General features: G+C 59.3%; 15 protein-coding genes. 9 read left to right on the top strand and 6 right to left on the bottom strand.

All coding sequences use genetic code 11. The features are described 5' to 3' along the window. The first annotated feature begins 316 nt into the window (after window positions 1–316). Together yejK and NL64_RS15715 are read left to right on the top strand one after the other, a co-directional pair. Window positions 317–1,321, top strand: coding sequence for a nucleoid-associated protein YejK (gene yejK, locus NL64_RS15720; protein ID WP_034148994.1), 1,005 nt, complete (start codon window positions 317–319; stop codon window positions 1,319–1,321). After that, window positions 1,321–1,671: a glutaredoxin family protein gene (locus NL64_RS15715; protein WP_034148993.1), complete on the top strand. Its 351-nt coding sequence runs from the start codon at window positions 1,321–1,323 to the stop codon at window positions 1,669–1,671. Before yejK ends, NL64_RS15715 begins: the two co-directional genes overlap by 1 nt. 123 nt (window positions 1,672–1,794) lie before the next feature. Here NL64_RS15715 and NL64_RS15710 read toward each other — a convergent pair whose 3' ends face one another. From NL64_RS15710 to NL64_RS15695, 4 genes are all read right to left on the bottom strand, one after another. Continuing rightward, window positions 1,795–2,733: a glutathione S-transferase family protein gene (locus NL64_RS15710; RefSeq protein ID WP_034148992.1), complete on the bottom strand. Its 939-nt coding sequence runs from the start codon at window positions 2,731–2,733 to the stop codon at window positions 1,795–1,797. Between the two features lie 88 nt (window positions 2,734–2,821). After that, window positions 2,822–3,115 (bottom strand): GIY-YIG nuclease family protein, encoded by a 294-nt coding sequence (locus tag NL64_RS15705; protein ID WP_034148991.1) that lies wholly within the window; start codon window positions 3,113–3,115, stop codon window positions 2,822–2,824. A gap of 40 nt (window positions 3,116–3,155) precedes the next feature. Then, window positions 3,156–3,626, bottom strand: coding sequence for a nuclear transport factor 2 family protein (locus NL64_RS15700; RefSeq protein WP_034148990.1), 471 nt, complete (start codon window positions 3,624–3,626; stop codon window positions 3,156–3,158). Window positions 3,627–3,746: 120 nt separating this feature from the next. Further along, window positions 3,747–4,373 (bottom strand): response regulator transcription factor, encoded by a 627-nt coding sequence (locus tag NL64_RS15695; RefSeq protein ID WP_034148989.1) that lies wholly within the window; start codon window positions 4,371–4,373, stop codon window positions 3,747–3,749. Between the two features lie 340 nt (window positions 4,374–4,713). Here NL64_RS15695 and NL64_RS15690 point away from each other — a divergent pair, with 340 nt between their 5' ends. The 7 genes from NL64_RS15690 (at window position 4,714) to NL64_RS15660 (ending at window position 12,114) form a co-directional block, all read left to right on the top strand. Beyond that, on the top strand, window positions 4,714–5,430 hold the full coding sequence (locus NL64_RS15690) for a fimbria/pilus chaperone family protein (RefSeq protein ID WP_034148988.1): 717 nt from the start codon (window positions 4,714–4,716) through the stop codon (window positions 5,428–5,430). Window positions 5,431–5,569: 139 nt separating this feature from the next. Next, window positions 5,570–8,053: a fimbria/pilus outer membrane usher protein gene (locus tag NL64_RS15685; protein WP_034148987.1), complete on the top strand. Its 2,484-nt coding sequence runs from the start codon at window positions 5,570–5,572 to the stop codon at window positions 8,051–8,053. Window positions 8,054–8,063: 10 nt separating this feature from the next. Beyond that, window positions 8,064–9,206, top strand: a complete 1,143-nt coding sequence (locus NL64_RS15680) for a DUF1120 domain-containing protein (RefSeq protein ID WP_034148986.1) — start codon at window positions 8,064–8,066, stop codon at window positions 9,204–9,206. 80 nt (window positions 9,207–9,286) lie between these two features. Continuing rightward, on the top strand, window positions 9,287–9,904 hold the full coding sequence (locus NL64_RS15675; protein ID WP_034148985.1) for a DUF1120 domain-containing protein: 618 nt from the start codon (window positions 9,287–9,289) through the stop codon (window positions 9,902–9,904). 110 nt (window positions 9,905–10,014) lie between these two features. After that, window positions 10,015–10,638 (top strand): DUF1120 domain-containing protein, encoded by a 624-nt coding sequence (locus NL64_RS15670; RefSeq protein ID WP_034148984.1) that lies wholly within the window; start codon window positions 10,015–10,017, stop codon window positions 10,636–10,638. Window positions 10,639–10,758: 120 nt separating this feature from the next. Next, on the top strand, window positions 10,759–11,379 hold the full coding sequence (locus tag NL64_RS15665) for a DUF1120 domain-containing protein (protein ID WP_034148983.1): 621 nt from the start codon (window positions 10,759–10,761) through the stop codon (window positions 11,377–11,379). A gap of 117 nt (window positions 11,380–11,496) precedes the next feature. Then, entirely contained in the window at window positions 11,497–12,114 is a 618-nt protein-coding gene (locus NL64_RS15660) for a DUF1120 domain-containing protein (protein ID WP_034148982.1), read from the top strand. A gap of 136 nt (window positions 12,115–12,250) precedes the next feature. Here the strand turns inward: NL64_RS15660 and NL64_RS15655 are convergent, their stop codons facing one another. Both NL64_RS15655 and NL64_RS15650 read right to left on the bottom strand, forming a co-directional pair. After that, a complete protein-coding gene (locus tag NL64_RS15655) occupies window positions 12,251–13,558 on the bottom strand; it encodes a CynX/NimT family MFS transporter (protein WP_034148981.1) in 1,308 nt (435 codons plus the stop codon). After that, window positions 13,548–14,207: a FadR/GntR family transcriptional regulator gene (locus tag NL64_RS15650; protein WP_034148980.1), complete on the bottom strand. Its 660-nt coding sequence runs from the start codon at window positions 14,205–14,207 to the stop codon at window positions 13,548–13,550. Before NL64_RS15650 ends, NL64_RS15655 begins: the two co-directional genes overlap by 11 nt. Window positions 14,208–14,416: the final 209 nt, after the last annotated feature.

Here is a 14,416-nt window from a genome sequence, read left to right as displayed (position 1 = left end):
TGACTTCGCGCAAGACCGGGCAAAACTAGCACAGAGACGGGGAAATATCCGCCTCCAGCTACCCATTTGGTCAGCTTTATTGCTCTAAATCGGGAAAAAAACCTATAAGGGCCACCGGTCACCGTGCAATTGCCCTACATCCCGCCTGCAGGAGCTGCCGAAGGCTGTGATCTTTTGACTTCGTATTTTTTAAAAACAGGATCAAAAGATCGCAGCCTACGGCAGCTCCTACAGAGGGATGCGGTTACACTTAGCGCTTTTTCGGGGAGCTCGCCCTGCTCTCTCCAACCAGCCGCTCCCATTAGCCGAGAAGCCCATGCCGATCCGTCACTGCATCGTCCACCTGATCGACAAAAAACCCGACGGCACACCCGCAGTTCTCCACGCCCGTGACTCTGAACTGGCCGAGTCCGCGGCCATCGAGAACATGCTCGCCGACCTCAATGAAAGCTACAACGCCAAACAAGGCAAGGCCTGGGGCCTGTTTCATCCAGAGTCCGGCGCCTTTCCATTCAGCGGCTGGCTGAAGGAATACCTCGACGGCGGCAAGGATTTCACGGCGTTCAGTCGTGTGGCGGTGGAACACCTGCAAAAGCTGATGGAGGAATCCAACCTCTCGGTTGGTGGCCACGTGTTGTTCGCGCACTACCAGCAAGGCATGACCGATTACCTGGCCATCGCCCTCCTGCACCACAGCGAAGGCGTCGCGGTGACCGATCAGCTCGACGTCACCCCGTCCCGTCACCTGGACCTGGGCCAGCTGCACCTGGCGGCGCGGATCAACGTTTCCGAGTGGCAGAACAACAAGCAGTCCAAGCAGTACATTTCGTTCATCAAAGGCAAGAACGGCAAAAAAGTCTCGGAGTATTTCCGCGACTTCATCGGCTGCCAGGAAGGGGTCGACGGGCCGGGCGAAACCCGCACCTTGCTCAAGGCTTTCAGTGATTTCGTCGAAAGCGAAGACCTGCCGGAAGACTCCGCCCGCGAGAAGACCAAGACCCTGGTGGATTACGCCAGCAGCCAGGCCAAGCTCGGCGAACCCATGGGCCTGGAAGAACTGTCGGAACTGATCGACGAAGAACGCCCGAAAGCTTTCTACGATCATATCCGCAACAAGGACTACGGCCTGTCGCCGGAAATTCCGGCCGATAAACGTACCTTGAACCAGTTCCGCCGCTTCACCGGTCGCGCTGAAGGTTTGTCGATCAGTTTTGAAGCACACCTGCTGGGCTCGAAGATCGAATACGACGAAGAGGCCGGTACGCTGGTCATCAAGGGCCTGCCAACCTCGCTCACCGATCAGCTCAAGCGACGCAACTGATGCTCGGCAGCGCATTGAAGAAATTCCTGCTGATCCTGCTGGTGGTTGTGGCCTACCAGAACTGGGGCAAGATCGAGCGGGTGTTTAATCCTTCACAAGTGGTGTCGGAGCAGACCCAGGCCGAAGCCAACGTTGTGCTTTACGTCACCGAATGGTGTGGCTACTGCAAGCTGACCCGGCGTTTTCTCGACCAGAAAGGCATTCCGTATCAGGAGTTTGATATCGAAAAAGATGCGCAGGCGCGCAAGGCCTATCAGGCGTTGGGCGGAGGCGGGATTCCGATCATCGATGTGAACGGAACGCTGATTCGCGGGTATGACCCGGATGCGATTCTGGCGGCGTTGAAGTAATTCAATTCACACCATCCATGTGGCGAGGGAGCTTGCTCCCGCTGGGTCGCGAAGCGGCCCCAAAAAGAGGGACTGCTACGCAGTCCAGCGGGAGCAAGCTCCCTCGCCACAACTTGCTTTGTATCAGCAAGCTTCGATACGGAATCCGAAGCGTGGAAAGTGCACATGCACCACACCGCCTCGCTCGTCCTCGCGGCGCACAATCAATTCCTCGCGCCCCGCAAACAACAACTCCCCCGCCACCGGATCGACGCCATAATCGGTCGCCGCAATGATCACCTGCTGACCCGCCTTGAACCCATTCGGGTCTTCAAACACTTCATCGGGCAACGCCGCCGGCGTGGCGTTGTGTGCAACCTCCAGCGCTTCTTCGGAAGTCATCTCGCTCGGCGCACCGTGGCCGAAACCCAATACCCGCGCCAACCAGGCCGAGACCGCCGGGTAGTTATCCACAAGCGGCGAGGTTACCGGCGTTGCCTTGAGGAACCACATGGGGTGTGCCAGCGCGAAGTCGGCAATAGACGGCTCGCCGAACAGATAATCCCCCACCTCCTCGCGCTGCAACTGCTGCTCAAGACGCGCCATGATCGTCGGCCATTGATGCTTGGCCTGCTCGGCAGAAAGGCGTGTAGCGCTGCCACCGCTGAACAAGCCGGCGCGGTCAGCGATGAACGCCTTGATCGCTTCTGGCGGCAAACTAGCGAAGCGTACCGCGACCGATTCCGGTTGAAACACCAGGCTGACCGCATGCTGAAACACCACCGAGTCAGCCCACGCCGCGAAGGACGCGGCGATCATTTCCTGACCTTCGGGGAAGAACGCTGGCAGGGCTTTTTCTTGCTCAAGACGACGGGCAATCAAGGCTGTGTCGCAATAAATATCGGCGCCAATCTGCAACACCGGCGTCTTGCGATAGCCACCGGTCAGCGCCGTCAAATCGGGTTTGGGCATCACCGGCGAGATCTTCACCGAGCGCCAGGACAACCCTTTGAAGCCCAACAGCAGACGGGCCTTTTCGGCGAAGGGGGACGTCGGGTAATGATGAAGAATCAACTCGGACATGCTCGGCTCCGCCGCACAAATTAGGAACCCGCAGCTTAGCGCGCTATCGGCAAGCAGCCTACCGATCTGCCTGATGGGAACTTATCAGTCAGGTTGATAAGCCCGCAGCGGCGCTGGCCACCAGGCATTCCTTGGCGCTTTTCTTGAGCTTTTTGATCAGCCGTTCCTGTCGCAACGCTTCGCTTTTATCGCGGCAGACTTCTGTGTAGACCAGCGCCATGGCCGGGCTGGAAAGAAAGAAGCGAGCGCCTTTGCCGCTTTGATGCTTGGCGAAACGACGCACGGGATCGTCGCTGATCCCGCAGTAGAGCGAGCCGTTGGCCGCGCGAACGAGGTAGACGAACCAGGGCTTGCTGACGGGAGACTCGCTTGGGGTGGTCACGTAACGATCAGGGCATGAAAGGAAACAAGCCGCGATCTTATCAGCGACTGGCCTGGAATGCCTTCAGCCCCTTCAACGCCTGAGCGCGAACTGCGTTTCTCACTAGCGGCGTCCAGCCCAGCAACAATCCTTTGAATCCCAGCGCCTGGCGGGACCAGGCCCACAGATCGAAACGGTCGTGATGCTCGCAAATCTTGCCGTCACGGAAGACGAAACGCGCCTGGATGTCGTTGACCACGGTGTTGCCGGTCTGGGAAAACAGATAAGTCGCGACCCAATGGGCGCCACCCGTGCGCTCGTCAGCGCGGACGTTATCGAAAGTCAGGGAGAAATCCTTGGCGCGAGTGGTGAGCATCCGCCACATGTCCCCCGCATCACGGCCACGCAGCTCGCCGAACGCCGGGTCACTGAACACCACATCATCGGTATAGCAGGCGCTCATGGCCTCGGCATCCAGCCGCTGGAAGGCTTGGTAGAACTGGGTGATCAATGCGCTGTTGGCGTCACTCATGTGCAGATTCCCTGATTATGCAAATGGCTTGAAACGATTGCCAGCACGATAGTCTGCAAATGCGCCGGGCACTATCGGCATTCGCCACGAAAATATCGCCACTGTCTACAAGGCACCTATCTAGAACGACATTCCGCTGTCGCGGGCGTAGGAAAAAAGATCGACATCCGTGGAGATGCCCAAGCGTTGCATGGCCATGGTTTTTTGTTTACTGACCGTCGACACACTGCGATTGAAGTGACTGGCAATTTCGCTGACGGTCATGCCGCTGGCCAGCATTCGGACCACCTCGTGCTCTTTGGATGACAACGGCGATTCATTTGTCTGACTGCCTGCGTTGGCCATCATCGTGCGCAAAGATTCACTGATATAGCCTCGACCTTCTCCCACCGCATGAATTGCCAAAGGCAGTTCGGTTTCCGACGCGGTCTTGGCAACGATGGCTTTCACCCCTTGGGCCAGAGCCGCCCTCGCCGTCACGACGTTGGTAAACATCGTCAGCAGAATCACCGGCAAGGCCGGATGGTCACGCCGGATCGTACTCAACATCTTCAACCCATCGGCTTGCTGCCCTCCCGGCATGGCGAAATCGGTGATCAACAGATCGCACGGTGTGCTTGCAAGGACGCTCATGAGGCTGTCGGTGCCCTCTGCCTGACCGACGATCACTGATCGCCTGCTGGCATTGATGAGTATCCGCAACCCGATGCGAACGACGCTATGGTCATCAGCAATTACGACACGCATTGTGGGAGTTCTCCTACTGGTGACTGGAAGGCGCGGAAAATAACGCCGTTTTCTGCCCCCTTACAACGCCTGCCCCAAAAGCCGAAATCGAATTTCTCAATGTATTCAAGGGGCTAATCTTTTGCCCATAGAACACTCAGATTTATCCCACAACTCACCACGCGCAAACCTACAGCAGCGGACTATCCACCAACGGAACATTCGCCACCGCTTAACACATCTATTCATACACAGCTCGGCCGCTTTTCGTAGTTGTTGCATTCAAGTCGCTGACAACACCCGCTTAAATTGCTCCCCAATCGGTGAACCCCATTTATCGAAACAAGAAACGAGACACCTCATGACGATGTTTTTCACCTTCGCGCGGCCTCTGATCCAAACCGGCATCGGCGCGCTCGCTCTGTTGTTGGCCTCCCATGCGCAAGCTGACGGTATGGTCCCGAATACCTCGGTGGTGATCGTCAATGAGGCCGACGGCGAGGCCTCGGTTTCCGTGACCAACACCGACGCCAACCTGGCGTTGCTGCACATCACCATTGAAGACATCCCGCAGGACAGCGAATCCCTGGTGTTCGTGACCCCGCCACTGTCCCGGGTCGAGGCCTCGAAAACCCAATTGGTGCGGTTCATTCTGCAATCGGAAAAGCCCTTGCTCACTCAACGGTTGAAGCGAGTGATCTTCGAAGGCATCCCTCAGGGCAAACCCGCCGCCGAAGCCGGACATGCCCGCGTGGGTGTGACCGTGCGCCAGAACCTTCCGCTGATTCTGCACCCCAAGGGTCTGGCGCCCAACCGTACCCCGTGGACTGACCTGAAATGGTCCCTGCAGGACGGCCAACTCACCGTACGCAACGACACGCCTTACGTCGTGCGCCTGGCGCAAGAGCTGAAATTGCTGCCTTCCATGAGCGGTGCACTCTTGCCACGAACTTATGTGCTGCCCGGTGAAAGCCTCAGCGTTCCGGCAACCGTCAAAACGGCCACGCAGGTGCGCTTCCAACCGGCCACCGTCTACGGATTTGCGGTGCCGCACTACGAGGCACCCGTCGAATCCTGAAACCTGCATCACCCACAGTGCCCCAAGGGATCCGCGGGCGTTGATGAGACAGAGGCGACGCCGCTTTAACCGTCGCCGCACGCGTGTCTGAGACCAAGGCGTATCGGCCAGCACGCCGACATAACTCCAAGTGAACCCCATGAACACAGTATCGATTTACCGTGACGGCGAAGCCGTGCCCGCGTTTCGGGGCGCGAACGCTCGCCATCAGCTATCCCGCCCCTGGGCCAAGGTGGCCTTGGGATTGGCCAATGCACTGGTGCTGACGGAAGCCTGCGCCGAGGTGCTAGCCAAGAAGCCTATGCCGACTTCCTTTGACGAGAAAACCCTGCAGCAACGAGGCATCGACCCGGCGCTGGCGACGCTGCTGCTGGGGGCGCCCCGCTTCACCGTGGGTCGGCATCCGGTCACGCTTACGGTCAATGGTCAGCGCCGTGGACGGGTGGACGCTGCGTTCAGTGGCGAGGGTGTTTTGTGTTTTGACCAGACCCTGCTCGATACAGCAAACCTGAATGCTCCTGCCGATAAGCTGGGGGTGCAGTCTTGCCACGACTTCCTTGGCGCCTGGCCGCAAACATTGATCGAACCGGACCCTGCGAACCTGGGACTGTCATTGATCGTGCCCACCGACGCGATCCGGCCGACGACCCGCGACTTCAGCGGTTATCAAACCGGTGGTTTCGCCGGTTTGCTCAACTACGACGTCAACAGCCTGTTTAGCCAATACGGTAATGATTCGAGCCGTTATATGTCGGCCAACACCGAGCTGGGTTTCAATGCCGGCGACTGGATCGTGCGCAGTCGTCAGGTGCAGACCTGGCAAGATGACGTGTCCCGCACCAGCCATCTGGCGGCCTACGCGCAACGCACGTTCGCCAGTCAGCAGGCCGTGTTGCAAGCCGGACAGATCAATCTCTACAACCCGGTCCTCGCCGGTGCGCAGATTACCGGCGTGCAAGTCCTGACCGAGGAGGCGCTACAGGTTGAAGGGCAAAGCGCGGTGATCGAAGGCATTGCGCACAGCCAGGCGCAAGTGGAAGTTCGCCAAAACGGTTCGCTGATTCATTCCACAGTGGTGCCCGCTGGCCCGTTTTCCCTGAATGACGTACGTCGCCTGAACAATCGCTCCGACGTCGCAGTCACGGTCAAAGAAGCGGATGGCAGTGAACGCAGCTTTATCGTACCGGCCGCCATGCTCGGCATCGGCCTGCCCGCGCCCGGCTTTTCCCTGGCGGCCGGCCAGGTGCGCAGTAACGGTGATGCTCAGCAAGGCAATCCATGGGTGATCAGTGGGGGCTGGAGCGGCGCACTCCATCCGCAGTTGCTGTTCAGTACCGGCATGACCGGGGCCGCGGACTACCGTGCGACCGGACTGAGCCTGGGCGCCTTGCCATCGACCGAGACACAGATCCAGGCCAGCGTTGTGGCCGCGGATGCTGGTGGTCGTGCGCCCTCCCGCGGACTTCAGGGCGACCTGAGCGCGTCCCATCGTTTCAATGATCAATGGTCGATCAACGCGGGCAGTTCCTATCGGACCTTCGGCTATCGCGAACTCGAAGACGCCGTGTTCGACACCCGCTCAGACAGCACCAAGTCCCGCTACCGCGACCAGCAAAGCGCGGCGCTCGCCTGGTCACACCCTGGTTTGGGCGCCTTCAGCGGAGGCATCAGTCGCACGGCTTCATTCGATGGCCAGAGCAGCAGCCGCGCGCTGGCGTCATGGGGTACCAACATTGCCGGGGTGTCCGTTTCGGCCTCCGCCGAATGGCAGCTCAGTGGCGCGAACCGTCGCGATGACAGTGTGTATTTGAACTTCAGCATTCCATTGGGCGAGAGCCGCCGCGCACGCACTTGGGTGCGCAGCTCCGGCGGTGAATACCGCAGCGGCGTGGGGCTCAATGAGCGGGTCAATGATCAATTCGGCTACCGGGTCGGCGTCGAACACAACACCCGTGACAAACAAGTGCAGTCCACCGCCGGCGTTTCCCTGCTGCCGCGCTTCAGCCAGCTGGACTTGAGTTACACCCGTTCAGATGCCGAACGTTCCAGCTATCAGGCGGCTGCGCGCGGCGGTGCGGTGCTGCATGACGGCGGTTTGACGCTGTCGCCTTACGCCGTGCGAGACACCTTCGCCCTGGTGTCGGTGGGGGAGATGGACGCGATCAAAGTCACCACACCCAGCGGCCCGGTCTGGACCGACGGTCGAGGGCAGGCGGTAGTCCCGCAGCTCGCGGCGTATGGCCGCAGTGCGGTTGAAATCGATACGCGCTCATTGCCGCGCAACGTCGATATCAACAACGGATTGGCGGTGATTTCGGCCGGACGCGGTGCGGTCGACCGCGTCGAATTCGGGGTCACGATGACCCGCCGGGCATTGCTCAAGGTCACCACCGGTGACGGCAAAGCGCTGCCCCGTGGCGCGACGGTGAACACCGAGGACGGCGAGTTCGTGACGCTGGTTCAGGACGCCGGGCAGGTGTTTTTGCCCAATGTCCTCGATACGCGCCCGCTGTGGATAAGTGCACCGGGGCTTGAGCGCTGCCGACTCGACTTCGAACTGCCAGCAAAAGCCGACACCGAGGCCTACTTCGAAACCGCCGCCGCCCGGTGCCGGGCCCTCTGAGGATAAATTGATGAACCTGTCCCGCTATTGGCTGCTGGCCCTTGCCCCTTTGACGCTGAGCGGATTCACCCCGCTGGCCTGGGCGCTGTCGGACGACTGCCAGCTTAACCTCAACCAGCCCGTGCTCGATTACGGCCTGATGAACCGGGCGATACGCCTCGATACAACACCCGTTCGTTCGCTGGGCGAGCGACGCTTGAACTTGAACCTGAATTGCTCGCAACCCACGGACATGAGCGTGTTCTACCGGGCCCTGGCCGCGACTGTCGAGCGCTACCACTTCGCGGAACACGGCAGCTACGAAATGCGCGTCAGTGGCGGCGTACTCGATGGGCAATCGGTCGATCTGGGATTGATTGCCAATGCCGGACAAACGCCCACTGAAACCGCCTCGAACCTGACCTGGCGACCGGAGCACGGCGTGGTGCCGGTCCGCGCGGGCGCTCCGGTACAGGGTCGGCATTTCTCCGCGCAAGTGGAGGTGACGGCATGGGTTCAGGAACAAGCGCTGCAAGTGCGTGACGCGGCAACCTGGGAAACCACCGGCGTTTTCGACGCAATCGCGACGGGCCGCTCCCGGGAAACCACCCTGCGCGCCAGCTTCGCACCGGCGGCCTGCGAGCCGGTGTTGTCGAATGCCGGCCTGGTCGATTTCGGCACCCTGCGCAAAAACGACCTGAACCCCGACAAGGGCACCCGCCTGCCACCCAAGTCCCTGACGCTGCGGGTCGGCTGCGATGCACCGACCCACTACGCCCTGGTGATGCACGACAACCGCGCAGGCTCGGCGACGGTCAACAGCGAGATTTACTACGGCCTGTCATTCGACAACCGCAGCAACAAGATCGGCCTGTATTCGCTGAACGTCGACCCCGCCGATGCCAGCGCCGACGGATTCGGGCGCCTGTATCGAACCGACTCGACCACCAACGGCTCGGCGTGGAGTACGGCCAGCTCGAACCCGATCCCCATCGGTCAGAAAAGCTATCTGGGCTTTACCGACAGCGCCGGCAGCACCGCAGGCCCCGTCGCCATCCAGAACCTCAGCACCATTGTGACCGTCGAGGCGGTCATCGCGCCGACCTCCAGCCTGGACTTGAGCAGCGCCGTGCAGCTCGATGGCTCGGGGACGATCGAGATTATTTACCTGTAACACCCAACCCACCTTGTTGAATCGGGCGCAGTGAAGCGCCTGGTCAGTCAAGGAACAACCCGTAAAAAGGAATAACAAAAATGAAAAAGTACTTCATAGCGTTGTCGACTGTCGCACTGGTCAATGTCACACCTTATGCCCTTGCATCGTCGACGGACTTGACGATTACAGGCCTCATCACCCCCGCCGCCTGTATGCCCAGTCTGTCCAATGGCGGTGTCGTGGATAACGGCAAATTTCCGGCCAAGGACCTCAACCCCACCAGGGGCACTGTGGTCGGGACAGAAACGCTGAAGCTGACCGTGGCGTGTGATTCACCGACCCAGTTCGCCCTGAACCCGATCGATAACAGAGCCGGCACGGCATCACTAAGCAGTTGGTTCGGCCTGGGGCTCACCGATGCCGGCGAAAAACTGGGTTGGGTTCGAGTCGATGTCAAAAATGCCTTGGCGGACGGAGTGGCGGCCCACGCGATCGATTCCGAAGACGGCGGCGAAAACTGGAAGCAAACCTGGGTGTCAAGCCCCGGCTACCTATTGTCAGTAGCCTCCCTTGCCGACTTCAGCACTCCATTGATGGTGCAAGACCTGTCGATGGACTTCGAAGTCCAAACCAACATTGCCCGCGCCGACAGCCTGACCCTGACCAATGAAGTGGTCATGGACGGTGCCGTGACATTTGAAATGAAGTACCTGTAAGGCCCCGCGCTGAACCATTCGCAGCGTCAGGGTGAGTGGTTCGGTGCCAAAATCAATTCCCGATACCACCCGGTCCGGGATGAAAAAATCACTGTGATCAAGAAAATCAAATGAAAAAATATCTGGCAGCACTTTCCAGCGCCGCGTTGATCAGCATGGCGCCGTATGCCCTCGCTTCGTCGACGGACCTGACCGTTACTGGCCTCATCACGCCAGGTGCTTGTACACCGAGCCTGTCCAATAACGGTGGAGTCGACCTCGGCAAGATCCCGGCACATACCCTCAACCAAACCGGGAACACCTACCTCGGCAGCTATCCTCTGCAGTTGACCGTGGCCTGTGAAAATCCGCGTTTCATTGCATTTGAATCCGTCGATAACAGGGCTGGCACCGCGACAGAAGACGAAAATTTTTTTTACGGTCTGGGGCTGACGGATGAAGGTGAAAAGCTGGGCTATTTCTATACCAGTATCAATGAGGTGGTTGTGGATGGCCGTTACTCGGATTCGATCGAATCGGTTGACGGAGGGAATAGCTGGAATTACTCACCATCGATAAGACCAGGCGCCCTCCTTTCCGTCAGTTCGCAATCCGACTACACCACCCCGATTGCAGTAAAAGACCTGATCATGGATCTGCAGATCAGGCCTGCCATCACCCGGGCAGACAGCCTGACGTTGACCAACGAAGTGAAGATCGACGGCTCCGGGACACTTCAACTGACTTACCTGTAACCGCCTGGCGCTGAGCCATTCGCAGCGTCCGGGCGAGTGATTCAGTGCCGATTTCCGTTCCCGAAACACGTTGGTGCGAAGGGGACAAAAACAAATCCTGAAATAAATCGGAATACCTGAATGAAAAAATACTTTGCTGCACTCTCGGCCGCCGCGCTGCTCGGCAGCGCATCGTTTGCCGTCGCCGCATCAAGCACCGACCTGACCGTCACCGGGCTCATCACTCCGGAAGCTTGCGTTCCGAGTTTGTCTAGTGGAGGCATCATCGATGTAGGCAAAAAGTTAGCAAAAGACCTTCATCCCACCAACCACACTCGCCTTGGCATTTACCCGATCCAGCTCACTGTGGCCTGCGATGGTCCGATGACGCTGGTCGTAACGGGCGTCGATAACCGCCCTGGCACGGGTTCATCCGGAACCTGGTACGGCTTGGGGCTAACCAACGCCGGTGAACGGCTGGGCACGGTTAATGTGAAAGCTAAAACCGCAGTGGCAGACGGTGAGACCGTGCGACTGATCGAATCCGTCAATGACGGCGCGACCTGGCGCGCAGCGAACTGGCTGTATCCGTCGTATCAGCTGTCCGTCAGCTCGCCCACTGACCTCACCACTCCGATTGCCGTGAAAGACCTCGCCGCGGAGCTGGACATCTACGTCAACATCGCGCCCGCCAACGGTCTGACCTTGACGGATGATGTCCAGATCGACGGTCACGCGACGTTTGAGTTGACCTACATCTAAGCCCCTGACACTGAACCATTCGCAGTGTCAGGGCGAGTGGTTCGGTTTATTCCTCCATTCCCGGAGCTTAATTGGCAGGGAATGGAAGACAACCAATGAAAAAGAGCAATAACCCTCATGAAAAAGTATCTCGCCGCACTCACCGCAACCGCACTGATCGGCGTTGCGCCGCTTGCCCTCGCAGCATCGAGCACTGATCTGACCGTCACTGGTCTTATAACGCCGTCCGCTTGTACACCCAATCTGTCGAGCGGCGGTAAGGTGGACAATGGCAAGATTCCAATCAAAGACCTTAATCTAACCAAAGACACTCAACTCGCGACTAAAACGCTGCAACTGTCGATTGCCTGTAATGCCCCGATGTTGTTTGCCCTGGACTCAACCGACAACAAAGCAGGTACAGGAAGCTCTGACTGGTTTGGCTTGGGGTTGACCGACGCTGGTGAAAAAATCGGCTTTGTATACCTGGCAGGCCAGAACCCCGTTGCGGACGGCGCCGATGTGCGCATGATTGAATCGGAGGACGACGGGGTAAGTTGGTCGCCTAAAACCTGGTTGAGGCACGACTCTCTGAGCGCATTCGCTGCTTCCACCGGCACCATCGAACCCATTTTTATTAAGGATTTGGCGATGGACCTGGAAGTTACTACGTTCATCGCCCGCGCTGACAGCCTGACCTTGACCGATGACGTCATTTTGGACGGTTCGGCGACCATCGAAGTGAAGTACCTATAAGCGCATGCCACTGAACCGTTCGCTGTTTCAATACAAGCGAACGGATCTGCGCCTCAACGCGCTACCTGAGTAGCTGACGCCTCATTCGATGGCTCGGCGACGCTGAAAATGCCCTATCTGTAAACGCCCGTTACCTTCAGACTTTTTCGCTGACCACCTGCACGTACAGCGAACGTCCGGCGCCGAGGCCGGCGAGGATTGCGCCAAGGCCTATCACGCCGAAGATCCAGCCCACGGCCGTCCAGCCGCCGGTCCAGTCATGCACGATTCCCACCGCGAAAGGCCCCATGGACGCCAGGGTGTAGCCGAAGCCTTGGGCCATGCTCGACAGGTTCGCCGCCACATGGGAGTCCCGCGAACGCAGCACGATCAGCGTCAACGCCAGGCTGAACGTGGCGCCCTGCCCCAGCCCCAACACAATTGCCCACCCCCACAAACCTTCGATCGGCGCGTACAGGCAACCAAACAGACCGCCAAGGGTCAGCGCCATGACGATCACGATGGCCAGCCGCTGATCCTTGCCGCGCGTGGCCAGCCACGGTGCGGCGAGAGAGCTGACCAGTTGCACGATCACTGAACCCGAGAGCACCAGACCGGCCTGGGTCGGGGTCAGGCCACGGCCGATCAGGATCGACGGCAACCAGCCGAACACGATGTAGGCCAGTGAAGATTGCAGGCCCATGTACAAGGTCACTTGCCAGGCCAGCGGATCACGCAGCAATCCGCGAACACGGTAAGCAACGTGATGCGAACCGTGTTTCTGCCCGACCTGCGGCAACCAGAAAACCGCTGCGGCCAGCGCCGGAATCACCCAGAAACCGAGGCCCAATGCCCAGCTCTTGTCGAAGTGTTCGCTCAATGGCACGGTTGCGCCCGCCGCCATGGCTGCGCCCAGGCACAGGGCCATGGTGTAGACACCGGTCATGGTCCCGGCCTGTTTCGGGAAGTCGCGTTTGACGATGCCCGGCAGCAAGACGCCGATCACGCCGATGCTGGCGCCTGCCAGAACACTGCCGGCGAACAGGCCGATCTCGCCAAAGGAGCTGCGCAGGATGATTCCGCCCGCGAGGGTCAGCAAAATGCCGAGCACCACCCGCTCGGCACCGAAACGACGCGCCAGCACCGGCGCCAAGGGTGCGAACAGGCCGAGGCAAAGTACCGGCAGCGTAGTCAGCAATCCGGCCTGGGAGGCCGACAGCCCGAGGGACTTCGATACTTCGCTGAGCATCGGCGCCATGCTCGACAACGCCGGGCGCAGGTTCAGCGCCACCAGAATCAACCCCAGCAGCAACAACCATGGTCGCCGCAGGACTGGATGAGTTTGCTGGACCTGCGCGTCGTCGGCTTCGGCATCGATCAGCAGTTCTTCCAGCTCTGCCGTGCGCTTGGTATCAGCGATATTGCTGCGATTGCTGGACATGGTTTTCTCGGTTTCAAGGTTCATTGATCAACTGCCTCGACAGGGCTTTGGCCCGCTCCGGGTCGCGTTGTTCGACGGCATCGAGCAGTTCGACATGCAGGTCGAAGACTTCCTGGCGGCGCGGGGTGATGTTCAGGCAATGGCGAAGCTGAGCGCCGACGACACTGGAGAAATAGCGATACAACTCGCTGAGTGTCGGGTTATGCGCGGCGTCCACCAGACGACGGTGGAACACCAGATCGCAGGCGATGTAGGTGTCGAGATCACCGTGATAATGGCTGCCGCTGACGCCCAGTGCTTCGCGCAATGCCACCAAATCCTCATCGGTACGGCGCAATGCGGCCAAGCCAATGGCCTCGACCTCAAGGATGTGCCGGGTCTCGCGGGCCTGCTCCCGCGAACAACTGGATAACGCTTTCAGGGTGTCCAGCGGATCAACCACCGCCCGCAGATAACTGCCGTCGCCCTGGCGGATTTCAATCAATCCGGAAAATGCCAACACGCGCATGGCTTCACGCACGGTGTTGCGGCTGATGCCCAGCTCTGCCGACAGTTCGGGTTCGGTGGGCAAGCGTTGGCCGACCGTCCAGACACCTTGGGTGATGCGCAGACGTAATTGATCCAGGGCCTGATCGACCAGGGATCGTTTAACTAATGGAGAAATTTCAGACATAAGACTCGCCCTTTCATCCAATCATAGGATGAATTTTCTGACATGGTAGTCAGCATCTCCTCTTGGGGCAACCGGGTTTTCACCACCCTTTGGGAGCCGGCTTGCTGGCAATGAGGATGTATCAGTCGACGTAGATTTCAATGAGAGACAGCCATCGCCAGCAAGCCGGCTCCTACGGGATTGTGGACGGCGATAAATTGCAGGCAAAA

Origin of the sequence: Pseudomonas fluorescens (genome assembly GCF_000802965.1) — a bacterium.
Lineage (GTDB): Bacteria > Pseudomonadota > Gammaproteobacteria > Pseudomonadales > Pseudomonadaceae > Aquipseudomonas > Aquipseudomonas fluorescens_A.
This window is presented reverse-complemented; position numbering and strand designations above follow the sequence as displayed.